At 44.7% G+C, this 22,139-nt stretch carries 19 protein-coding genes; all 19 read left to right on the forward strand.

Annotated elements, in window-relative coordinates; translation table 11 throughout:
• Positions 1–19: 19 nt before the first annotated feature.
• The 19 genes from BUB28_RS17630 to BUB28_RS07490 all read left to right on the forward strand — a co-directional run bounded on the left by BUB28_RS17630 (position 20) and on the right by BUB28_RS07490 (position 22,119).
• Positions 20–1,312: a SpoIID/LytB domain-containing protein gene (locus BUB28_RS17630; RefSeq protein WP_072950266.1), complete on the forward strand. Its 1,293-nt coding sequence runs from the start codon at positions 20–22 to the stop codon at positions 1,310–1,312.
• Between the two features lie 421 nt (positions 1,313–1,733).
• Complete coding sequence (locus BUB28_RS07405) at positions 1,734–2,165, forward strand: division/cell wall cluster transcriptional repressor MraZ (protein ID WP_072950268.1); 432 nt, start codon at positions 1,734–1,736, stop codon at positions 2,163–2,165.
• Positions 2,166–2,229: 64 nt separating this feature from the next.
• Positions 2,230–3,171, forward strand: coding sequence for a 16S rRNA (cytosine(1402)-N(4))-methyltransferase RsmH (rsmH, locus tag BUB28_RS07410; RefSeq protein WP_072950269.1), 942 nt, complete (start codon positions 2,230–2,232; stop codon positions 3,169–3,171).
• Positions 3,164–3,667, forward strand: coding sequence for a cell division protein FtsL (locus BUB28_RS07415; protein WP_072950271.1), 504 nt, complete (start codon positions 3,164–3,166; stop codon positions 3,665–3,667). The genes rsmH and BUB28_RS07415 overlap by 8 nt, the downstream gene beginning before the upstream one ends.
• 319 nt (positions 3,668–3,986) lie before the next feature.
• On the forward strand, positions 3,987–6,401 hold the full coding sequence (locus BUB28_RS07420; RefSeq protein ID WP_242939958.1) for a penicillin-binding transpeptidase domain-containing protein: 2,415 nt from the start codon (positions 3,987–3,989) through the stop codon (positions 6,399–6,401).
• A 34-nt stretch (positions 6,402–6,435) separates the two neighbouring features.
• A complete protein-coding gene (locus tag BUB28_RS07425) occupies positions 6,436–7,875 on the forward strand; it encodes a UDP-N-acetylmuramoyl-L-alanyl-D-glutamate--2,6-diaminopimelate ligase (RefSeq protein WP_072950275.1) in 1,440 nt (479 codons plus the stop codon).
• A gap of 23 nt (positions 7,876–7,898) precedes the next feature.
• A complete protein-coding gene (mraY, locus tag BUB28_RS07430; RefSeq protein ID WP_081373427.1) occupies positions 7,899–8,936 on the forward strand; it encodes a phospho-N-acetylmuramoyl-pentapeptide-transferase in 1,038 nt (345 codons plus the stop codon).
• Positions 8,937–8,971: 35 nt separating this feature from the next.
• Positions 8,972–10,249 (forward strand): FtsW/RodA/SpoVE family cell cycle protein, encoded by a 1,278-nt coding sequence (locus BUB28_RS07435; protein ID WP_072950277.1) that lies wholly within the window; start codon positions 8,972–8,974, stop codon positions 10,247–10,249.
• Positions 10,250–10,251: 2 nt separating this feature from the next.
• Positions 10,252–11,388: an undecaprenyldiphospho-muramoylpentapeptide beta-N-acetylglucosaminyltransferase gene (gene murG, locus BUB28_RS07440; protein WP_072950279.1), complete on the forward strand. Its 1,137-nt coding sequence runs from the start codon at positions 10,252–10,254 to the stop codon at positions 11,386–11,388.
• Positions 11,385–12,257, forward strand: a complete 873-nt coding sequence (locus tag BUB28_RS07445; protein ID WP_072950281.1) for an alpha/beta hydrolase — start codon at positions 11,385–11,387, stop codon at positions 12,255–12,257. The genes murG and BUB28_RS07445 overlap by 4 nt, the downstream gene beginning before the upstream one ends.
• Positions 12,258–12,336: 79 nt before the next feature.
• Positions 12,337–13,596 (forward strand): UDP-N-acetylglucosamine 1-carboxyvinyltransferase, encoded by a 1,260-nt coding sequence (murA, locus tag BUB28_RS07450; RefSeq protein WP_072950282.1) that lies wholly within the window; start codon positions 12,337–12,339, stop codon positions 13,594–13,596.
• 22 nt (positions 13,597–13,618) lie between these two features.
• Entirely contained in the window at positions 13,619–14,692 is a 1,074-nt protein-coding gene (locus BUB28_RS07455; RefSeq protein WP_072950284.1) for a cell division protein FtsQ/DivIB, read from the forward strand.
• Between the two features lie 183 nt (positions 14,693–14,875).
• Positions 14,876–16,012: a cell division protein FtsZ gene (gene ftsZ / locus BUB28_RS07460; protein WP_072950285.1), complete on the forward strand. Its 1,137-nt coding sequence runs from the start codon at positions 14,876–14,878 to the stop codon at positions 16,010–16,012.
• Between the two features lie 111 nt (positions 16,013–16,123).
• Positions 16,124–16,801 (forward strand): helix-turn-helix domain-containing protein, encoded by a 678-nt coding sequence (locus BUB28_RS07465; protein ID WP_242939959.1) that lies wholly within the window; start codon positions 16,124–16,126, stop codon positions 16,799–16,801.
• A 416-nt stretch (positions 16,802–17,217) separates the two neighbouring features.
• Positions 17,218–18,687, forward strand: a complete 1,470-nt coding sequence (locus BUB28_RS07470) for a coiled-coil domain-containing protein (protein ID WP_072950288.1) — start codon at positions 17,218–17,220, stop codon at positions 18,685–18,687.
• Between the two features lie 63 nt (positions 18,688–18,750).
• Positions 18,751–19,371, forward strand: coding sequence for a sigma-70 family RNA polymerase sigma factor (locus BUB28_RS07475; RefSeq protein ID WP_242939960.1), 621 nt, complete (start codon positions 18,751–18,753; stop codon positions 19,369–19,371).
• A gap of 98 nt (positions 19,372–19,469) precedes the next feature.
• Positions 19,470–19,745: a zinc-ribbon domain containing protein gene (locus tag BUB28_RS07480; RefSeq protein ID WP_028518435.1), complete on the forward strand. Its 276-nt coding sequence runs from the start codon at positions 19,470–19,472 to the stop codon at positions 19,743–19,745.
• Between the two features lie 97 nt (positions 19,746–19,842).
• On the forward strand, positions 19,843–21,291 hold the full coding sequence (locus BUB28_RS07485) for a Nif3-like dinuclear metal center hexameric protein (RefSeq protein ID WP_072950290.1): 1,449 nt from the start codon (positions 19,843–19,845) through the stop codon (positions 21,289–21,291).
• A gap of 9 nt (positions 21,292–21,300) precedes the next feature.
• A complete protein-coding gene (locus tag BUB28_RS07490; protein ID WP_072950292.1) occupies positions 21,301–22,119 on the forward strand; it encodes a methyltransferase domain-containing protein in 819 nt (272 codons plus the stop codon).
• The last annotated feature ends 20 nt before the right edge of the window (positions 22,120–22,139 follow it).

Consider the following 22,139-nt stretch of genomic DNA (forward strand, 5'->3'; position numbering starts at 1 on the left):
TATATTAAAGGAGATTGTTATGAAAAAGCAGAAAATGCTTAAACGAGCAGCAGCTGCTGTCTCGGGAATCATCGTGTTCTCGGGCACAACAAGCATGACTACCGCTGAAGAAGCCGTTACTGAAAAAACATCAGTTGCAGCAGCAGAGGTTAGCAGTGCGGCAGATGCTGTAACGGAAGCAGCTTCTGAATTAACTGCGGATACCGCAGAGGAAATGCAGAAGATGCCTGAGGATTGGGAGAAAGCTGACATCAGTCAGTATGACTCAAGCCTCACGCTTATAAGCTATGAGCTTGCAACACCTGAAATGGCTAAGATAGGTGAAGCTCCAGACCCGTATGCAGGGCTTTCCGAGGAAGAGCGCAAGGCTCGTGAGGAAGCTGCGGAAAAGAAAAAGAGTGCTTTGAAAAAGGGGACTCCTACTTTATCCAAGAACGCTGCAAAGAGCAGGAGCAAAACTCCGACTGCTGTAGAGGCAAAGACCTCAGGAGCTTTCGTTGGAGATATACCTGATTCTCAGCCGGGGCCTGTCATAGACGCTCAGCCCGGACAGTTCGCTTTCGTGACTTACGGCTGGGGACACGGCGTTGGCATGAGCCAGAACGGTGCTAATTTCTATGCCGCTTATGCGGGCTGGACTTATCAGGATATCCTGTTCCATTATTATCCGGGAACATACCTGATGAATACAGGAATGACAGATGAAGAAGAGCTTACTATCGCTCACGAACCGGCAGGTGATACCCTGAAGGTCGTATCCGAGATAGTCAACCGTGAGGTGGGCGGAAGCTTCTCCTACGAGGCTATCAAGGCTCAGGCGGTTGCTGTATATACTTATTTGAAGTATAACGGCGATGATTCAAGAGACCTGAGAGGTAAGCCAAATCCGCCGCAGGTAGTTATTGACGCCTGCAACGAGGTTCTTGGTGAGGCTCTTTACTATGATGGCAATTACGCACTTACAGTGTTCTCTGCTTCGAGCGGAGGCTGTTCGGCAAACTGCTATGAAGTATTCTATGCAGACTACCCGTACCTGAGAAGTGTACCGAGCGAGTATGATGCTGCGTTCGATCCGCACTGGGGTACAGTAAAATATATGGACGCGGCAGAAGTGAAGAAAAAGCTTGAGGCCGGTTATCACATCACTCTGTCCGATGATCCGAATAACTGGATACAGCCTGTTTACTCAGATGAGACAGGATATGTAACCGAAGTAAGTATTGACGGACAGGTAACTGCAAAGGGATATCCGTTCTCAATGCTGCTTGGACTCAAATCATCAAAATTCAATCTTACATATAAAAATGATTGATAAATGGCGAATTATCGCATGATCTAAGAACAAAAGGAATAAGTCTTTGGATATACTAAGTGTTACGGCATTTTATATTCGGGGACTTATTCCTTCTTTTTGGGTGAAGAAAGGTGAAGCTCAGTGGTAAAAAAATCCTAAGAAATACCCAAAAAGGTGAAAAAAGGTGAAAGCAAAGCAAAATATTTAACGAATATAGAAACGTTTGTTTCGTTTTAAAACAACCGAAAGTTAAACTTTAAACAAAATCGACAAAAAATAGCCGTTTTTAAGGTTTATACTTGTGAGATATTCCATCTTGAATTTCTACCCAAATAATGATAAAATAGTTTTAGGGTGAAAAAAGGTGATTGGATGTGAAATTTTCCAAATTAGGGTGATCAAATCCTAAGAGGTTGTACGAAAGCGAGGCGAAGTTCAAATGGCAGATCATTTATGTGGTACTTATTACCCCAGCATTGATCAGAAGGGCCGTATGAGCTTCCCGACTAAGCTGCGTGAAATCCTCGGACCGGAGTTTTTTCTCTGTCAGGGACATGATGACTCTTATATCGCCGTATACTCACCGGAAGCATTTCAGGACTATTGTGAGACTCTTAACTCGATCCCGGGCAAGCAGGGTGCTGACATAAGGCGTAAACTCCTTGCAGGTGCTGATAAACAAGTTCCTGACAAACAGGGACGTATCTTTATAACACAGCAGCTCAGAGATCATGCAGGTATCACCGACGAAGTCGTTGTTATCGGTGCAAACAGAAGAGCCGAAATATGGAACAAGTCCAAGTGGGAAGAATTCAATAATAATATCTCTCAGGAAGAGATCAACAACGTTCTTGCTGATCTTGTCCTCTGATACGATCGTTTCTGTATTCGTTTTCCGAACATTGTCGGATTAGAATTAAGGAGAGTTTTGTTTAATGGAATTCAGCCACATACCTGTTATGCTTGAGGAATGTATTGAAGGGCTTAATATCCGTCCCGACGGTATCTATGTAGACGGTACCGCAGGCGGTGCAGGTCACTCCTCTGCAATCGCTGCCCGACTGAATGAAAAGGGCAGACTTATCGCTCTTGACAGAGACCCCGACGCAGTTGCAGTCGCAACGGAAAGGCTGTCGGTATTCAGCAATGCCAGAGTGTTCCACAGGAATTACTCGGAGATAAGAGCGGTCCTCGATGAACTTGATATAGACTATGCCGACGGTATCCTTATGGATCTTGGCGTTTCGTCATTTCAGCTGGACGAGGGAAGCAGAGGCTTCTCTTACCACTCCGATGCCCCTCTCGATATGAGAATGAGCAAGGAGGGAATGAGTGCAGCAGATGTTGTCAATACCTATTCGGAATCAGAGCTTGCAAAGATAATTTTCGAGTACGGAGAAGAAAAATTCTCACGAAAAATAGCTTCGAACATTATAAAAGCAAGAGAAACTGCTCCGATAGAGACTACATTACAGCTTGCAGATATAATAAGGGAAAGCGTTCCTCAGAAGGCAAGGCGTGAAAAGAACCCTTGCAAAAAAACTTTTCAGGCAATAAGAATAGCTGTCAACGGAGAATTCGAGCACCTTGAAAAAGGGCTTGAGGACGCATTCTACAGTCTGAGAGCGGGCGGAAGGCTCGCAGTAATCACTTTCCATTCCCTTGAGGACAGACTCGTTAAAAAGAAATTTGCGGAATGGTGCAGGGGTTGTATTTGTCCCCCTGATTTCCCACAATGTGTATGCGGACACAAGCCGCAGGGAAAACTTGTAAACAGAAAGCCTTTAGAGGCTAAAGAAATGGAACTCGAAAGAAACAACAGAAGCAGAAGCGCAAAGCTCAGAATAATAGAAAGGAGTGCGGAAAGCAATGGCTGAAAACACTGTACGCTATTATAACGACGAAAGCTACGACGATGCCGACTCGGACGAGACAACCGATATGGACGACGCAGTAATGAAAGATACTGAGCAGAAGCCTGAGATACATATGCAGAAGAACGAAGCACAAAGCGGCTCGGTCCTTATGATAATATTTGTATCGCTGCTGGCTGCCGCACTGCTTGGCTCGGTTATCTATTCGCTCGATAAGCGGAACACGGCATACAATAAGGTGTCCGCAATGAACGAAAAGCTCGATGAAGCCGAAGCCGAAAATGTAAGACTCCAGTCTGAACTTGATAGCAAAATGTCCGCAAAGAATATAGAAGAATATGCGGAAAATGTTCTGAAGATGCAGAAGATAGATTCTACTCAGATAAAGTATATCAAGATACAGACAGGTGATGTCGTTACTATTCCTGAGCAGGAAAAAGGTGTGATCGCGAAAGTAAAGTCCTTTTTCGATAAATGCGTGGAATATTTCAGAGGGTAAGTCCAATATAAATATAATACAAGGACTGCCTGTATAATTAATGAGCACTATCGGCGATAAAAAAATATAAAAGCCGAGGTTATATGTAGAACACGGAGATACAGCGGGTGATCGGAATATCGGAATTGCAGTTCCCGAGCTCTTAGAAAGAAAGAGAGCTCGGGGGCGGCAGTCCCACGCTTGAATAGCGATAAATCCTTCGTCGTATCAAAAGAAACGGACATCACATAAAAGAAATAAAGATGTTCACGGGCGGGGCAGAAAAAACCCTGCCTTTTTATTTATAGATGATTTTTTCGCGGAAAGGAAGAATTCTGCTGTGATAAATACTAATCCATCGAATTCGATGCGGTTCAGATCAAAAATTGTTATGACAGCTGCTTTCAGCCTGCTTTTCGGAGCTGTTGCGGCTAATTTCTTCAAAATATCTGTGCTTGATAACAAAAAGTATCAGGATATGGCTAACGATCAGCATTTCGGCTCTATCAGCATCTCTGCTCACAGAGGTACTATATATGATTCGAGAGGCATAACACTTGCAAAAAGTGCTACGGTATACAAGATCTTCATTGATCCTTCGATATTCAGAGAAGAGCTTGAAAGCCTTCAGAAGCGCATAGACAAGAGAAATGCAGATAAAGCAAACGGCACATATACTCCCGTATATGACGATGAGGGCAAGGAGATAAATGTACTTCCAGAGTCGGCTGAGGAATTCAAGAATAAGGCAGCGGCATTTATTGCGTTGAAGCTGAATATTACTGCCGAGAAGGTAAAAAAGGCTATGGATGCCGAGGGCAGATATATGGAGTTCAAGGTGCAGACTGAAAAGCCTGTGGCTGACGAGATAATCAACTACTTCTATGATATGGGCTTTGCTTCTGTTGGAAGCGTAGAGGATACAAAGCGCTATTATCCCCAGAATGACCTTGCGGCTTCTGTTATCGGCTTCACTACGGGAAATATAGCTTACGGAGTAGAGTCTTCTTACGATAAGTACCTCTCGGGCGTTGACGGAAGAACTGTTTCTGCCAAGGACTCTAACGGTAATGAGCTCCCTTACAGGTACTCAAAGACATTTGAGCCTAAGGACGGCGATGATGTATACCTTACAATAGACAGAGAGATACAGTATATACTTGAAAAGCATCTGAAGGAAATGTCAGATGAACACAGTGTCAAAAACAGGTCATGTGCTATACTTATGAATCCTAAAACAGGTGCGATACTGGGTATGGCTACCTACCCGAGCTTTGACCTTAACGATCCGTTCGAGGTAACAAGCGAGGCTCTTTTCAACAGAATATTCTACGAGAAGGATATAGATGATCCTAAGAAAAAGGACATTGAGGAATATACTCCCGAAGCCCGTGAGCGCCAGTGGAAGAACAAGTGTATCAGCGAGCGTTACGAGCCGGGTTCGGTATTCAAAATAATAACAGCTGCCTCTGTAGTTGAAGAAAAAGCTATAGATTTCGATACATGGTCTCATGTTTGCAACGGCGTAGAGTATCTTCAGGACGGCGACCGTAAGCTTCCGATCGCCTGTCATAGTGTAGACACAGGCGGACACGGACCCGTGTCGTTCCAGGAGGCACTTACAAAGTCCTGCAACCCTGCTTTCATTGCTTTGGGTCAGGCTCTCGGAATGGAAAAATTCCAGTATTATTTCAATGCCTTCGGTTTCAGAGAACAAACAGGCATTGACCTTCCTTATGAGGTAAACGGCGACCTTCCAAAGCTTGGCGACGGTCCGAATGATATGAACCACATCGACCTTGCCGAGGCTTCTTTCGGACAGTGTGAGACCGTAACACCTTTAGAGCTTATCACCGCTTGCAGTGCCGTAGTAAACGGCGGCTACCTGCTTCAGCCTTATGTAGTTGACAAGGTAGTTGACAGCGACGGAAATATAGTATTAAATAACGAGAGAACTGTCAGACGACAGGTAATATCGGAAGAAACATCAAAAACAATGGCTAATGCTCTTCGTAATGTAGTTTCTCTCAATACGGCAGGAAATGTTGACATAAAGGGCTTTGCTATCGGCGGAAAATCAGGTACTTCCCAGCGTTTCAGTGCTATCAAGCAGAATGTTGCACAGGAATACGGCAAGGAAAACGAAAACCTGAATGAGTACGGTGCTTCATATCTGTGCTTTACTCCTTCCGATGATCCCGAGCTCATACTTCTTGTGCTTGCGGATATGCCTGACAAGCAAAACCAGCAGTACTACGGAAGCAAATGTGCTGTTCCTTGTGCTCAGGAGATACTTACTGATGTACTCAGATACCTTGACAAGAGCCCTGAGTATGACGAAAATGAGCTGAAAAACCTTGATAAGAAGGTACCTCTCCTCAAGGGGGCTTCTATAGACGCTGCTATAAAAACTATCGAAGATATGGGAGTAAGATATGAAAAGATAGGCAACGGTATCGAGGTAGTTGAGCAGTCGCCGCAGACAGGTACTGCTATATCCAAGGACGGCTGTATTTACCTTTATACCGAAAAAGGAAATACATATGAGCCTGTAACGGTGCCCGATCTTTCGTATTATACACCCGAATCGGCAAATGATGTCCTTACGGGACTTGGGCTCAATTATGTTGCGAAAAACTCTCTTGCTACACAGGAGGGCGCAATAGTAAAGAGCCAGAGCATTGAGCCGTATTCAATAGTACCGAAGGGTACAACAATAGAAATAGAATTTCAGGCACAGTCCTTCAACGATTGACCATGCCCAAAGAAAAAGACAGGAGGCAGACAAAATGAAACTATGTGATCTTATTGAAAATAACGCTGTAACTGCTATAGGCGATACCGAAATAAGTTCTGTGACCGACGATACACGCAAGGTAACTGAGGGAAGCCTCTTTGTCTGCGTAAAGGGCGGAAGCTTCGACGGTCATACAGCAGCTGCGGAGATGCTTGAAAAGGGTGCGGCGGCTGTAGTATGCGAGCGTGATCTGGGTCTTGGAGACAGGCAGATAATCACGGATAATTCCCGTAAGCTCTACGGTCAGATATGCTCTGCATGGTTCGGTCACCCCGAGCGTAAAATGAAAATGATAGGCGTTACGGGTACTAATGGCAAGACTACTATAACCAATGTCATCAAGCATATATTAATGAAGAACGGTCACAAGACAGGTCTTGTGGGTACGATACAGAATGAGATAGGCGATGAGGTAATTCACACCGACAATACAACGCCTATGGCATATGACTTCATGCAGCTCCTTGCGAAAATGGCTGACGCAGGCTGCGAATATGTGGTAATGGAGGTATCTTCCTTTGGTCTGTGTCAGTACAGGATAGGTTCTTCTCATTTTGAAACTGCGGTGTTTACAAATCTCACTCAGGACCATCTTGACTATCACAAGGATATGGAGGACTATTATCAGGCAAAGAAAATGCTCTTCGATATCTGTGATACAGCTATTATAAATGCAGACGACGACTACGGCAAGAGACTTTTCGGTGAGGTGAAGTGCAGTAAGCTCAGCTTCAGCGTAAAGGAAAATGCGGACATCTATGCGGACGGTATAAAGATAAAGTCTACAGGTTCAAGCTTCTGGTTCTGCCGCGGTGACAAATCTCATCTTATAAAGACAAGAATGCCGGGACTTTTCAATGTTTCAAACCTTACAGCTGCCATTGCTGTTTGTCTTGAAGCAGGTCTGAGCATTGACAATATTATCCCTGCTGTTGAGGAATACAACGGCGTAAAGGGACGCTGTGAAGTAATACCTACGGGCAGAGATTTCACAGTTATCTGCGATTACGCTCATACTTCCGATGCTATAGAGAATATCCTCAGAAGCGTTAAGGAGTACACAGAAAACGACCTTATATGCCTGTTCGGCTGCGGCGGCAACCGCGATGCGGCAAAGCGCCCGAAAATGGCTAAGGCTGCGGCAAAATACGCCGACAAGCTCATAATCACTTCGGATAATCCGCGAAACGAAGAGCCCGAAGCTATTATACAGGATATACTTGCAGGCATCGAGGGTATGCCTGTGAACTACGATGTAGTTACCGACAGACGGGAAGCTATATATCATGCCTTGAAAATTGCAGAAAAAGGTGATATAATAGTTCTTGCGGGCAAGGGACATGAGGATTATCAGATACTTGCAGGCATGAAACATATCCACTTTGACGAGCGCGAAGTGGTAGCCGAAGGTCTTAAACTGCTCGATAAATAAAAAACTGGAGTTGTTATATTAAAATGTCTTTCTGGGTAATCAATCTTATCACATCACTTCTTTCATTCGTGATAGCAGGAGTTTCGGGTATATTCCTTGTACCCTTTCTCCATAAGATTAAATTCGGTCAGCCGATAAAAACTGTTGACGGACCTAAGTGGCACGCGAAAAAGCAGGGAACTCCCACAATGGGCGGTTTCATGTTCATAATATCCACGGTCGTGACTGCTATTGCAGGATATTGGATATACAGGTGGAAAACAGGTGTTGATACTACGGATAAGGAAAGCTTCCACCCGTTCTATATCATGCTTGGCTGTATAATTTTCTCAGCAGCCTTCGGTATCATCGGATTTATCGACGATTATACAAAGGTTGCCAGAAAGAACAATGACGGACTTACTCCGTGGCAGAAAATAGCCTTACAGTTAGTTGTATCTGTAGGCTTTCTTGCTGTGATACACTTTTTCGGTGACGGCTCGACAAGTATAGACCTTGGATTCTGGAAGTCGCCTTCACTGGGAATATTCTATTATATACTCATGCTGCCTGTGATAATTTACCTTACAAATGCGGTAAATCTCACAGACGGCGTTGACGGACTCTGCGGCTCTGTGACATTTGTGGCTATGCTCATTTTCACTGTATGCTGCACTATAGTCAAGCAGGACGAGATGACCTGCTTCACTATGGCTCTTGCAGGCGGCTGCCTCGGATTTTTACTCTGGAACCTTAATCCTGCAAAGTGCTTCATGGGCGATACAGGTTCGATGTTCCTCGGTGCTGCCGTAACAGGCGTGGGACTTATCCTCCACAAGCACCTGCTGCTCCTTCTTGTTGCTCTTGTGTATATCATTGAGGCTCTTTCTGTTGTTATACAGGTTAGCTACTTCAAGTATACAAAGAAGAAGTACGGAGAGGGAAAGCGTATATTCAAGATGACTCCTATCCACCATCATTTTGAGATGAGCGGATTCAGTGAGTACAAGATAGTGATAACTTTTTCGCTCTGCGGCATTATTTTCGGAGTATTGGGCATAATTACACTGCTGACACTGTAATAACGGCAGATCTCGTCATACTATAAGGAGGAAAAATGGCAGCAAGCAAAACTGTAAATAAAAAGCACGTTTCGCTCCCGAATCCTTTTTCGGGAGGAAGAAAAGGAGACCTGAGCCTTTCGTTCTTCGCATACGTTATGATACTGCTTGTTGTCGGTATCGTAATGATGTCCTCTGCAAGCTATGCGTGGGCATACAGCGAGCACGGCGGTGATGGTCTTTACTATGCAAAAAAACAGGCGAAAAATGCTGTAGTAGGCTTTGTCGCCATGATCTTCTTTATGAAGATGGATTATCATAATTTCAAAAATCTGAAGCTGCCTGTGCTGAAAAAATTCAACATAGCAAGTCTTTTGTACTTTTTGGGAATAATTCTCCTCATTGCCGTTCTTATCTTCGGTAACGATGAAGGCGGCTCAATGGGAGCAAAACGCTGGATCGACATCGGTCCTCTCAATTTGCAGCCGTCAGAGGTGGCAAAGTTTGCACTTATCATCTTCTTTGCCTATAACATGGAACGTGACGGCGATAAGATGAATGATTTCAAAACGGGCATCATAAAGTATTCGATCATACTGGGAGTCTATGTAATGCTCATAGCTCTCGAAAAACACATCTCGGGTATCATTCTTATCAGCACTATCGCTGTAGCTATGATACTCTGCGGCGGTGTCAACAAAAAACACTTCCTCGTCTTCGGTGCGGCTGTCCTCGGACTTGCGATCGCCTATATCTCATGGCAGGCGCAGGTGCCCGACAGTTACGTAAATGTCAGAATAAGAGCATGGAAAGACCCCTTTGCCGATAAGCTTGGCGATACATGGCAGAATGCAAACTCCATAATCGCTATCGGTTCGGGCGGACTTTTCGGACTTGGTCTGGGCAACTCACGTCAGAAATATCTCTATCTCCCTGAGACCAAAAACGATTTCGTTTTCCCTATAGTCTGTGAGGAGCTTGGATTTGTGGGAGCTCTTGCCATTATAATAGTATTCTTCCTTCTTATTATAGAAGGCTATTCGATAGCAGTCCGCTGCAAGGACAGATTCGGTATGCTCATCGCTGTGGGTATAACTACTCAGATAGGCATACAGACTGTGCTCAATATGGCGGTTGTAAGCAACCTTATACCAAATACAGGTATCAGCCTTCCGTTCTTCAGCTACGGCGGTACCGCCCTCATAATGCAGCTGGCGGAAATGGGTGTTATGCTGAATATATCTCAGCATCGCTATTACCCTGATGAAAAGCCTAAACCGAAAAAGAAGAAAAAACCTGTCAAGGAAGAAAAAGCTGAACTAAAAGGAGCATGAACATGAGAGTACTCATTGCCTGCGGCGGAACAGGCGGTCATATAAACCCGGGTCTTGCAATTGCAGATATAATAAAGAAGAAATATCCCGATACGGAATTCCTCTTTGCGGGAACTCCAAAGGGTATGGAGTCAAAGCTTGTGCCAAAGGCAGGCTACAGGCTTGAAACTATCAAGGTAGCAGGATTTCAGAGAAAGATATCTCTCGAAAATATCGGCAGAAATGCTAAGGCTGTTGCCTATCTTGTCACTTCGGGCAGGAGGGCAAAGCAGATAATAGAGGGTTTCAAGCCCGATATCGCTATAGGTACGGGCGGCTATGCGGCTGGTCCTGTTATCAGGAAGGCTGCAAGAATGGGCATACCTACTGCTATCCATGAGCAGAATGCTTACCCGGGTGTTACAAATAAGCTTCTTTCTAAGGAAGTTGACTATGTTATGCTCACCGTTGAGGAAGCTCTCAAATTCATGGACAAGAGCAAATTCGAGTACAGCGTTACGGGACTTCCCGTAAGAAGCAATATAAATACCATGAGCCGCGAGGAAGCACGTAAAAAGCTGGGTATCGACGACAGCTTCACTATTCTTTCATTCGGCGGCAGTCTCGGTGCAGGCTGTATCAATGAGACTATGACAGAGGTGATAAAGTGGCACGTTGGAAAGGGTCTTAATATAAACCATATCCACGGCTACGGCGGAATGGGAAAGGATACTTTCCCCAAGGCTATGAAGGAAGCGGGAATACCGCTCAAATCCGACAGGCTCCGCATTACCGAGTACATAAACGATATGGACGTTTGTCTTGCGGCGGCTGACCTTGTTATCTGCCGTTCGGGAGCGTCTACCCTTGCTGAGCTTGAAGCAGCAGGCAAGGCTTCGATACTTATACCCTCACCTATAGTTGCAGGAAATCACCAGTACCACAATGCTATGGTTCTCGGCAATGCAGGTGCAGCAGTAGTTATCGAGCAGAAGGACGTTACCAATCAGCGCATGATAGACGAGATAGAAAAGCTTTACGGCGACAGCGCGAAGGTAAGGGCTATGTCCGAAAGTGCAGCCAAGCTTCACCTTGCAGATACAAATGACAGAATACTCGCAGTAATAGATAAACTTATTGAAAAGAGCAATAAAAAATGAACACAGGTAAAAAAGTCGAAGTAAACGGTGAAAAAATTAATGTGTACAGCGAAGGAAGCGGCGATATTACTATAGTTTTTATGGCGGGCAACGGTATTACCTGTCCTGTGCTCGAGTATAAGCCGATCTATCGCAGAATGTCAAAGAATTACCGTATAGCTGTCATTGAAAAGGCGGGCTACGGATTCAGCGACAGAGCGAAAACTCCGAGAACTATAGAAAACCTTATCACTGAGGACAGGGAAGCTCTTCTCAAATCAGGCATTCAGCCCCCATATGTTCTCGCAGTACATTCCTATTCGGGCTTTGAGGCTGTATACTGGGCAAATACATATCCCGACGAAGTGAAAGCAGTGCTGAGTATGGATATGGGTATCCCGACTACGGCTATATTGCAGGCTAAGGAAATAGGCGAGGAAAAACGCACCGCCTTAATAAAAAAGCAGCTTAAGCTGCTTCAGAAGGTGGCAAAAGGCGGATTTCTGGCAAAGCTGTTCAGGAACAAGCTTGAAAACGCTTCGGGACTTCTCGGCGGCAGTGAGCTCGATGATGAAGAAAAGAAGATATACAGGGAAATGTTCTATAAAAACATCGCTAACACCGAATTTTCAGAGGAAGCGATGTACATGACAGAAAATGCGCAGAAAGCAGAAAATACAGGCATTCTTAAATGCCCGTGCTGCTTTTACATAAGTGATATGAAGACCGTGACCAAAAAGGTCTCATGGAGACAGTCAGGCATAGACTACGCAAAAAAATGCGGCGGAGAGATACATTTGTCAGACAAAGGACATATGATGTACGCTTTCATACCCGATGAAATGTCGGAAACATTCAGTAAATTCCTGAATAATATTTTTGCGCAGTAAAATTAAGCTGTTAAATTATGAATTGTAACACATTACCGCCCTCAGGCATATTATACAGAAAATGCTGTGAGGTGGTATAATGCAGAAATTCATAATAACGGGCGGCAAAAGCCTGCGCGGCGAGCTTGCCTTGCAGGGAAGCAAAAACAGTTCACTGCCTATTATGGCGGCGGCACTGCTTTGCTGCGGCGAGTGTACGCTGCACAGCTGCCCCAAGCTTACCGATGTGTATGCAGCTTCAAGGATACTGAACTGTGTGGGCTGTCGGTGTACATTTTCGGATAATACGGCTGTTATCGACTCAACTTTCGTTGACAGGACTCATATATCCGAGGAGCTTATGCGCGAGATGCGCTCTTCCATTATTTTCATGGGAGCTATGCTGGGCAGAGCAGGGGAATGTACAGTAAGCGTTCCCGGAGGCTGCGAGCTTGGTCCCAGACCTATTGATATGCACCTTGCGGCACTCAGGAAAATGGGTGTGGATATAACCGAAAGCGGCGGCAGTATAATATGCAGGGCTGCTCTCGGCAGAGCAAAAGGTGCGAAAATATCCCTTGCCTTTCCTTCGGTGGGAGCTACGGAGAATGTTATACTCTGTGCGGTGACTGCCGACGGTGAGACCGTCATAAACAATGCGGCTCGTGAGCCTGAGATATGCGACCTCTGCGGCTTTCTGAGATGCTGCGGAGCTGACATAATGGGCGACGGCGAGAGCAGGATAGTTATAAAAGGAAAAAAACAGCTTCACGGCTGTGAATATACAATTATGCCCGACAGGATAGCTGCGGCGACTTACCTTTCAATGGTCGCGGCGACCCGCGGCGAACTTATACTTACAAATGCCTGCGTCCCCGAAACAGAGCCTTTCCTCTCGGTTCTGGAGCAGACGGGGTGCAGCATATATACATCAGAAAATAAAATATACCTGCGCAGCGGTACTCGGCTAAAGGCTGTAAGGGAAAGGATAAGGACTATGCCTCACCCCGGCTTCCCTACAGATGCACAGGCTGTACTTATGGCTGCGCTTGCTGTTGCTGACGGAACAAGCATATTCGAGGAGAATATCTTCGATTGCAGATACCGTCACACAGATGCTCTTATCAAAATGGGAGCAGATATACAGGTGCTTGGCAAAGTAGCAGTTGTAAAGGGAGTTGAAAAGCTCCGCGGAGCAAATGTGCAGGCCACTGACCTGCGGGGCGGAGCGGCGATGATAATTGCTGCACTTTGCGGAACAGGTACTTCTGAGATAGGTCGTATATGTCATATTGACAGAGGATATGAAAAAATTGAAGAAGCCGTAAGACTACTCGGCGGTGATATGCGTCGGGTCTGAGGCGGAAAGATTTGGAGAAAGTATGAAAGACGTCGAGAAAACAAGCGTTGAAAGAAAGAACAGCCGTAAGCGTATCAGACGGCGAAAAAGAATGATGAATGTTTACGGTCTTGTGGTGCTCCTGTTGGCGCTGACTGTGGGAATTACAGTAAGCTACACCTTTCTTTTCAATATAAGCGAGATCCGCGTTTCGGGCGAATCGGATATGTATTCCGCGGAGGAGATCGTTGTAGCCTCGGGAATAAACGAGGGCGATAATCTGCTCAGGCTCGATACGAAAAAGAGTGAGCAGAGAATACTCGACGAGCTCCTTTACGTTGAGACAGCAAAGGTGCGCAGAGACTTTCCGTCATCGCTTGAAATAACGGTAACTCGATGCATACCTGCTTTTAATGTGAGCTATGACAGCGGAGTCCTTATTGTCAGCAAAAAGGGAAAGATTCTTGCTTCAAATAACTTCATTACGGAGGGCCTTCCTATAATTGAGGGACTCGAACCGTCACAGGTGACTCCGGGAAAGCCTGTTGTCTCGGAAAATGAACATAAAAATGAGGCGTTCACTGAGCTTATAAGCACTATGGTGTCAATGGGCGACGACAATATATCAATTGTTGATATGAGCGATGAACATTCAATCGTCGTTCAGTATAAAAATGATATGATTTTCAAAATGGGCAACTGGAACGACGTTGAATACAAGCTCAATCTTGCCAAGAATGTTATGAATGATGATACTGTAAAGGGCAAGAAAGGCTATCTTACAATGATCGGCTCAAATCAGTGCAGCTTCAGAACAAGTGATTCTCCTGTTTCTACGCCGGGTATCATCGAGCCGAAAACCGAACCTAAGACTGATGAATACGGTAATCCTATAGACGATATCGGCAGCGGTGAGCGCAATCCCGAGCAGGAGGCGGATTTTGACCGCATCAACAGTACAACTGCAACGACTCAGGCAGAGCCGCAGACTGAGGCTCAGAACGATTGGTCGGATAACAGCTACAGCGGTGACGACAGCGGCTACTATGGCAACGGCAATTACAGCGATAACAGCGGAGATTACGGTAATTATGACGGCTCTGAACAGCAGTGGTAAGGAATAAAAATGTACAAAATGCTGAAAATATGCTGCCCGTTATTGTTAAATTCGCAGAAATTTAAAAATGTTTTATTTACTCTTGAAAAAAAAGACTCAGTATGCTAAAATATAAAGTGTATTTATAGGTTAATATATAAATTTGATGATTTATAAGGATAATAAATAGTAGGAGGAGTTCAAATGTCAGATTTCAATTATGAGGAAACACTCGAACCCGATGTTAATATAAAGGTCATAGGTGTAGGCGGTGGCGGCGGAAACGCTGTAAACTGCATGGTAGATTCGGGCGTTAATAATATAGAATATATCGCTATCAATACAGATGCCAAGGCACTCAACAAGTCCAAGGCTACAACAAGAATACCGATCGGTGCTAAGCTCACAAAGGGCAGAGGCGCAGGAAACAAGCCTGAGATCGGTCAGCGCAGTGCTGAAGAGAACCGCGATGAGATCGAGACACACCTCAAGGGTGCTGACATGATATTCATTACAGCTGGTATGGGCGGCGGAACAGGTACAGGTGCTGCTCCTGTTGTTGCTAAGATCGCTAAGGAAATGGATATCCTTACAGTTGCTGTTGTTACAAAGCCTTTCCTCTTCGAGAGAGAGCAGAAAATGGCTCAGGCTGAAAGAGGTATCGCAGAGCTCAGAAAGTATGTTGACTCCCTTATCGTTATCCCTAACGAAAGACTTCTCGTTGGTCTTGACAAGCCTCTTACAATGATGCAGAGCTTCGCTCTTTCAGATGACGTTCTCAAGACCGGTGTAAAGAGTATCTCAGACCTTATCGTTGAGGAAGGATACATCAACCTCGACTTCGCTGACGTTTCTACTATCATGAAGGATGCAGGCTATGCTCACATGGCTATCGGTCACGGTACAGGCAAGGACAAGGCAAGAGATGCTGCAAACGCTGTTATCTCCAGTCCGCTTCTCGAAACATCTATCTCAGGTGCTAAGAGACTCCTTATCAATATCGCAATGTCAGAGGATATTCTTTCATCCGATGTTGACGCAGCTACAAAGATGATCACAGATACAGCTGCTGAGGGCGTTGAGTTCATCTTCGGTACAGCATTCAAGGAAGATATGCAGGACGAGATGACTATTACTGTTATCGCAGCAGGCTTCGACGACGATTCTGCTCCTGTTGCTGATGCTCCTGTTGAGGAGAGCCCTGAGGAGGAGATCATTCCTATCGACAATCCTCTTATTGACGGCTTCGGCTACGGTGCTCCGCAGCAGCAGAGACCTGCACAGCCTTCTTCAAGTCAGGATTATGATCTTGATGACATTTTCAAGATGCTTGGCAACTAAGAAATACAATTATCAGCGGTCCTTTGCGGACCGCTTTTGTTTTATGTAAATGACGTAATTTAGCCATGTCAAATACTTTTTGCAGAATTTTTTGCCGCCTGCAAAACAGATTTGGTTGCAATAGAGTCCTGCATCTGCTATGATGAGTACAGACAGGGAAAACCTGCGGAAAGGAGAAACGCTATGGAGCTTGGAAAGAAAATAAAGGAACTGAGAGCGGAAAAGAACTGGTCACAGGAGATGCTGGCAGAACGCGCGTATGTCAGCCGCCAGACTGTTTCGAACTGGGAGACTGAAAAGAATTATCCCGATGTTCACAGCCTTCTTATCCTAAGCGATATTTTCAGCGTTTCTCTCGACGAGCTTATCAAAGGAGATGTTGATACTATGAAAGAAACTATCAAAAATGAAGAAGGCAAAAGGCTTAAAAGACTTGAAGTAATTGCTGTTATCGAAATGCTTGCGCTTATGTTCGGTGTAACTCTTATTGTGGATAAAGGCGGCGAGATAGGGCGTATGATAGGTCTGTTCCTTGCGGGAGTGTTGTCAGTCATCATTATAATGGATTTCCACAAAATAGAAAATATCAAAAGGGATAATGATGTTCAGACCTACCGTGAAGTAGTTGCGTTTATGAACGGAGAGACTCTTGATGATATCGAAAAGGAAAAGGAAGCTGCAAAGCGTGTGTCAGAAAAGAAAAAGATACTTATTTTTTTAGTGTGTTATTTATCAGCAGCTGCTGTTATCGCACTTATTAAATTTGTTTTTTTCACTGAGCGATCGTAAAATATAATTTGACTTTGACTCCTTTGTAAATGTTCCTTGTTTTAAAACAATAATGAATATGAGCAACAGGAGTTTCTTTTTATTATTTATGTTATTAAATTGTAAAAAAGATAAATATTGTCTAAAAATAAGATAAAGCAGTTGACAGTTAATTAAACGCTTAGTATATTTTACATAAATTTTATAGTAAAGTGCACTAAAATCACTCCAAATTTTCTACATTTCAATAGTTGAAATAATAAAGTCAATATGTTATAATTTACATAAGGCATAAATCAGCAGAACCTGTATTCTTTTACTGTGAAGGCTAATTTATATGCAATATCACCAATGAGAAGTCCTTCACCGTAGTGGAGTGCGGGTTTTTGTTCCTTAAATTTTTAACCTCGTTCTGGACGAGGGGAATGGAGTGTACCATGAGCGAACCAACACCAACAGTATTAAGAGAAACCAAAATAGGTCAAAAAGGCTTTGTTAAAGAGGACGTTATTACATACCTTGACGAACTCAATTCAAAGATAGTTGCCCTTGAGGAAGAAAATAAATCTTTAAAGGAGAATGGACCTGCAACTAATTCTGACGAGCTGAAAAAGGCTTTAACTCAGGTCGAGAACCTTCAGGAGAAGCTCAATACCTCCAACAATGCTCTCAGAACTGCTAAGAAGGAAAACGAAGAACTTCAGAAGACTATCGCACAGCTCAAGGCTGCAGGCGGCGGACAGGCATCTGTTGCTGCTCTTGAGGCTGCTAAGAAGGAAATAGAAACACTTAAAGAACAGCTCAAGGCTGCTGCCGGCGGAAACGCTTCACAGGCTAACGCTCAGACAACAGCTGCACTTGAGGCTGCTAAGAAGGAAATAGAGGACCTCAGAAACCGTCTCAAGGCTGCTGAGCAGAAGGCTGCTGCTACAGGCGTAGCTGCTGTTAATGGCGCTGCTAATGACGGCGAGGTTGCTAAGCTCAAGCAGGAGCTTGCAAAGCTCTCAGAGGATATCAACGCAAAGACCAAGGAGCTTGCAGAAAAGGACGGCAAGCTTGCTGAACTCGCTAAGAAGGACGACGAGATCAAGTCACTCAATGACGAGATCGCTAAGCTCAAGGAAGAGGGAAGCAATCCTATCGCAATGATGGGCGCAATGTTCGCTGAGGCTCAGAAGAACGTTAACCAGATACAGAATCAGGCTAAGATCGACGCTGAGAACGTTACTAAGGAAGCTAACGACAAGGCTGCTCAGATTCTCGATGATGCTAATGTTGAGGCTGAAAAGGCTGTTGCAGTTGCTAATGCTGCTGCTGAGACCTGCATCAGAGAAGCTAACGATCAGGCAAGAAATACTATCAATGAGGCTAATGCTCATGCTGATAAGGTAAATTCAATGTCCAAGACTGTACGCGAGATGCTCCTTACAGAGATCGAGAGCGTAAACAGCAAGTTTGCTGATATCAAGTCTGTACTCAATAACCTTACAGGTCAGTGCACAAGCAGAATGGGCGAGGCTCAGAACCTTATCGGTGAAGCACGCAAGACTGTTGATACTGCTAAGTCTGATGAGAATACTATCAAGAAGGCAGAGGCTCCTAAGGCTGAATTCACACCTTCAAAGGCTCCAAAGGCTGAGCTTTCCGATCTCCCTTCCGCAAAGACAGGCGATAAGAAAAGCGATCCCTTTTCAAATGTAGGCGGATTCAACAAGGATAACAACAAGAACAATTTCAATAACAATAATAATAACAATAATAACAATAATAAGCCGGCACAGGCTCCTGCTCAGAATCAGCAGCAGAACAAGCCTGCACAGGGCAATAAGAGCGCAAGCTTCAACTTTGATATGGCAGAGCTTTTAAAGGCTGCTGAGGAGGAAGCTGCTAAGGATACTGAGAACTGATCATAATAACATTACCGTCCTCCCTTCGGAGCGATCCGAGGGGAGGCGGCAATATAAACTTGTATGGAAAATGCAGATTGTTGGGTGGATATCTTGCTTGATTTGGATTTCAATTTGAATGAACTGAACAGCAAAACGGACGAAGAGCTTGCCGTTCTCGGAAAGGCCGATAAAACAGCATCGGCTGTCCTTATATCACGCTATTCCAGACTTATTTTTATTAAATCGGAAATTTATGCGAATTCTGATACCGACAGTGACGACCTGCATCAGGAAGGTATGCTGAGTCTTCTTAAAGCGATAGAAGCATTTGACCCGCAGAAGGGGGTAAAATTCTCTACTTTTGCAGAGGTGTGCATAGTTAATCGCATGAGGACTCTTTCAAAAAGATCTGTGAAGAATACTTCCTTCGCAGAGCGTATCGATGACGATGAGGCGGCAGATGTACTGTCTGTTGAGGAAACGCCTGAAAGCATTTACTTTTACAAAGAATTTTTTTCCGAGCTCTGGAAAAACATCTGCTCGGTGCTGTCATTGACTGAGCTCAATGTGCTTACTCTTTGTGTTCAGGGATTAAGTTACAGGAGTGCAGCTGAAAAGCTCGGTATGACTGAGAAGGCTGTTGACAATGCCATGCAGCGTGCAAGAAAAAAGATACGTGCTGTCATGCACGACACAAATTGAAGTATGACCGTGTAGCTCAAGCCAAAGAGCGTTGTTTAACAAAGATGTGGGTGGAAGTCCAACCGTGGTCGAAGAAAAAATTAAGCGAGGTATTTAAGATGTACGAAGACAAGACATTAGTTTGCAAAGAGTGCGGTCAGGAGTTTATTTTCTCCGCAGGTGAACAGGAATTTTACGCAGAGAAAGGTTTCGTAAACGAGCCGCAGAGATGCAAATCATGTCGTGATGCAAGAAAGAACGCAGGCAAGGCTGAGCGCGTAATGTACACAGCAACTTGCGCTTCATGCGGCGGCGAAGCAAAGGTTCCTTTCGAGCCGAAGGAAGGAAGAGCAGTTTACTGCAGCGAGTGCTTTGCAAAGATGAACGAAGCATAATTGATAAGACCGAAAGCACAGTCGGAAACGGCTGTGCTTGGTTTTGTTTATGCGTACTGCTATGCAGTGCGCTATTTTTGAGTAATGAGGTGCAGAAATGCTTGATAAAAGACTGAAGAAAATTGCTGAGCTTGTAAGCGGCGAGGGCATCGCCGTTGATGTCGGTACAGACCACGCATACCTCGCGGCTGAACTGGTGAAAAGCGGAAAGTGCAGCAGGGTCATTGCTTCCGATGTGAAGGAAGGACCTCTTGAAGCTGCTCGAAATACCGTGGAAAAATACGGAGTACAGGACAAGGTCGAGCTTGTACTCTCCGATGGACTTCAGAATGTAGACCTTAACGGCGTTACCGATATTGTTATTGCAGGCATGGGCGGAGAAACTATCGCAGCAATAATCGGTGATACAACTTCGGATAAACCCGATAACGTAAGGTTAATACTTCAGCCCATGACAAAAGCAGAGCTCCTTCGTAAAAAGCTCTATGAATTACAGTATGAGATAACCGAGGAGTATGCTGTTGAAGATAAGGATAAAATATACGTTATAATAGTCGCCGAAAAGTCTGCTGACATGGCACAGCTTACGGAAAATGACGCGCTTTACGGTTTCTTTGATGTCAATGACGAAGCCGCAAAAAAACTCCGCAGCCGTGAAGCGGAAAGACTTGCAAAGATAAGCAGTTCCCTTGAAAGTGCGGGAGATAAGAATGGCGCACAGCATTATTCTGCTCTTTCCTATAAAATGAAAAACGGAACAGATATTGTAAGCATTGCCGATATCTACAGCTTTCTTGACAGCGTTTATCCCTTTGATTTGCAGGAAAAATGGGATAATTCAGGGCTGTTGGTTGAGAATTTCAATATGGATTGCGGCAGGGTCCTCCTGACTCTTGATATTACCAACAAGGCTGTGAATGAGGCTTTTGAAAAGGGTGCGGAGCTTATTATCTCGCATCACCCTGTGATTTTTGACCCCCGTAAAAGAATAACGAGGGACGACCCTGTTTTCAGACTTATCGAGCGCGGTATCGCTGCAATATGTATGCATACTAATCTTGATATCGCTCAGGGTGGTACTAATGGCGTTATCCTTCGTAAACTTGATGAAAAGCTCGGTATCGTCGGAACTCCCGAGCCATTTGAGGAGCTTGGCGGCGGTAATAATCTGGGCTGGATAATCGAGCTTAAAGAAGAAATTTATGCTAAGGAGCTTGCTGAGGTATGCAAGGAGATATTCGGCTGTGAAATCGTCCGCTTTACGAAAAAAGCTGAAAAGATCAGACGTATCGCGTTCTGTTCGGGCTCGGGCGGTTCTGATCTGGGAACTGCTGTTGAGAAGCGCTGTGATGCGTATATTACGGGCGATGTGAAGCATGATGTGTGGATAGATGCCAATAATCAGCATATTGCGCTGCTGGACTGCGGACATTTCCACACGGAAAATCTTGTTTTATGGGAGCTCCGACGCGTTCTCGAAGAGAAATTTCCACAGCTTGATGTGGAGATCGCCGAGACTTCTGTTGATCCTTGTGAATATGTCTGAGGTGAGAGCATGAGTATATTCATATGTCCTGTATGCGGACAGAAGCTTGATCTATCGGGAAATTCCTACGTCTGCGGAAAGAGACACAGCTTCGACAGGGCAAGAAGCGGCTATGTAAATCTTTTGCTCTCAAAGCATATGGGCAAGACCGTTCACGGTGACAATAAGCTCATGGTGCAGGCAAGGCGTGATTTTCTGGATAAGGGCTATTATTCGCCGCTGTGCGAGGCATTGTGCGAGGCTGTTGAAAATAACCTGAAAGGTTCGGTCATTATTGATGCGGGCTGCGGTGAGGGATACTATACATCAGCAATAATTGATAGGCTGAATGGAGCAAATATTAAGGCTGAGGTATGCGGTATCGACATATCAAAAACAGCGGTGGAGTACAGCTCAAAGCGAATAAAAACAGCGGAGCTTGCAGTTGCAAGCGTGTTTCATATCCCTGTTGCTGACAATTCCTGCGATATGCTTGTGACTCTTTTTGCGCCGTACTGCGGAGAAGAGTTTCAGCGAGTTCTAAGAAAAGACGGTATAATGATAATGGCAATACCTTCACAGGAGCATCTTTGGGAGCTGAAAAAGGCTATATATGATACCCCATACAAAAATGAAGTGAAACCCTATGAGCTTGAAGGCTTCGAGCTTGTGAGCAAGAAGCGTGTGACCTATGAGATGCGCCTCGAAAGTCAGGAGGACATAAACGCACTGTTTTCCATGACTCCCTATTACTACAGGACGGGGCGTGAGCAGCAGGAGAGACTTGCAAAGCTCGGTCATTTAACAACAAAGGCGGATTTTGAATTGCTTGTATACCGCAATATCTGATATGCAGTAATTTGTCGGAA

It is taken from the genome of Ruminococcus flavefaciens (genome assembly GCF_900143025.1).
Classification (GTDB): domain Bacteria; phylum Bacillota; class Clostridia; order Oscillospirales; family Ruminococcaceae; genus Ruminococcus; species Ruminococcus flavefaciens_I.

Excerpts from the sequence above, each read along its gene's own strand:
- BUB28_RS17630 (WP_072950266.1), top strand. The coding sequence starts at position 20 with ATGAAAAAGCAGAAAATGCTTAAACGAGCAGCAGCTGCTGTCTCGGGA.
- BUB28_RS07405 (WP_072950268.1), top strand. The coding sequence starts at position 1,734 with ATGGCAGATCATTTATGTGGTACTTATTACCCCAGCATTGATCAGAAG.
- rsmH (WP_072950269.1), top strand. The coding sequence starts at position 2,230 with ATGGAATTCAGCCACATACCTGTTATGCTTGAGGAATGTATTGAAGGG.
- BUB28_RS07415 (WP_072950271.1), top strand. The coding sequence starts at position 3,164 with ATGGCTGAAAACACTGTACGCTATTATAACGACGAAAGCTACGACGAT.
- BUB28_RS07425 (WP_072950275.1), top strand. The coding sequence starts at position 6,436 with ATGAAACTATGTGATCTTATTGAAAATAACGCTGTAACTGCTATAGGC.
- mraY (WP_081373427.1), top strand. The coding sequence starts at position 7,899 with ATGTCTTTCTGGGTAATCAATCTTATCACATCACTTCTTTCATTCGTG.
- BUB28_RS07435 (WP_072950277.1), top strand. The coding sequence starts at position 8,972 with ATGGCAGCAAGCAAAACTGTAAATAAAAAGCACGTTTCGCTCCCGAAT.
- murG (WP_072950279.1), top strand. The coding sequence starts at position 10,252 with ATGAGAGTACTCATTGCCTGCGGCGGAACAGGCGGTCATATAAACCCG.
- BUB28_RS07445 (WP_072950281.1), top strand. The coding sequence starts at position 11,385 with ATGAACACAGGTAAAAAAGTCGAAGTAAACGGTGAAAAAATTAATGTG.
- murA (WP_072950282.1), top strand. The coding sequence starts at position 12,337 with ATGCAGAAATTCATAATAACGGGCGGCAAAAGCCTGCGCGGCGAGCTT.
- BUB28_RS07455 (WP_072950284.1), top strand. The coding sequence starts at position 13,619 with ATGAAAGACGTCGAGAAAACAAGCGTTGAAAGAAAGAACAGCCGTAAG.
- ftsZ (WP_072950285.1), top strand. The coding sequence starts at position 14,876 with ATGTCAGATTTCAATTATGAGGAAACACTCGAACCCGATGTTAATATA.
- BUB28_RS07470 (WP_072950288.1), top strand. The coding sequence starts at position 17,218 with ATGAGCGAACCAACACCAACAGTATTAAGAGAAACCAAAATAGGTCAA.
- BUB28_RS07475 (WP_242939960.1), top strand. The coding sequence starts at position 18,751 with ATGGAAAATGCAGATTGTTGGGTGGATATCTTGCTTGATTTGGATTTC.
- BUB28_RS07480 (WP_028518435.1), top strand. The coding sequence starts at position 19,470 with ATGTACGAAGACAAGACATTAGTTTGCAAAGAGTGCGGTCAGGAGTTT.
- BUB28_RS07485 (WP_072950290.1), top strand. The coding sequence starts at position 19,843 with ATGCTTGATAAAAGACTGAAGAAAATTGCTGAGCTTGTAAGCGGCGAG.
- BUB28_RS07490 (WP_072950292.1), top strand. The coding sequence starts at position 21,301 with ATGAGTATATTCATATGTCCTGTATGCGGACAGAAGCTTGATCTATCG.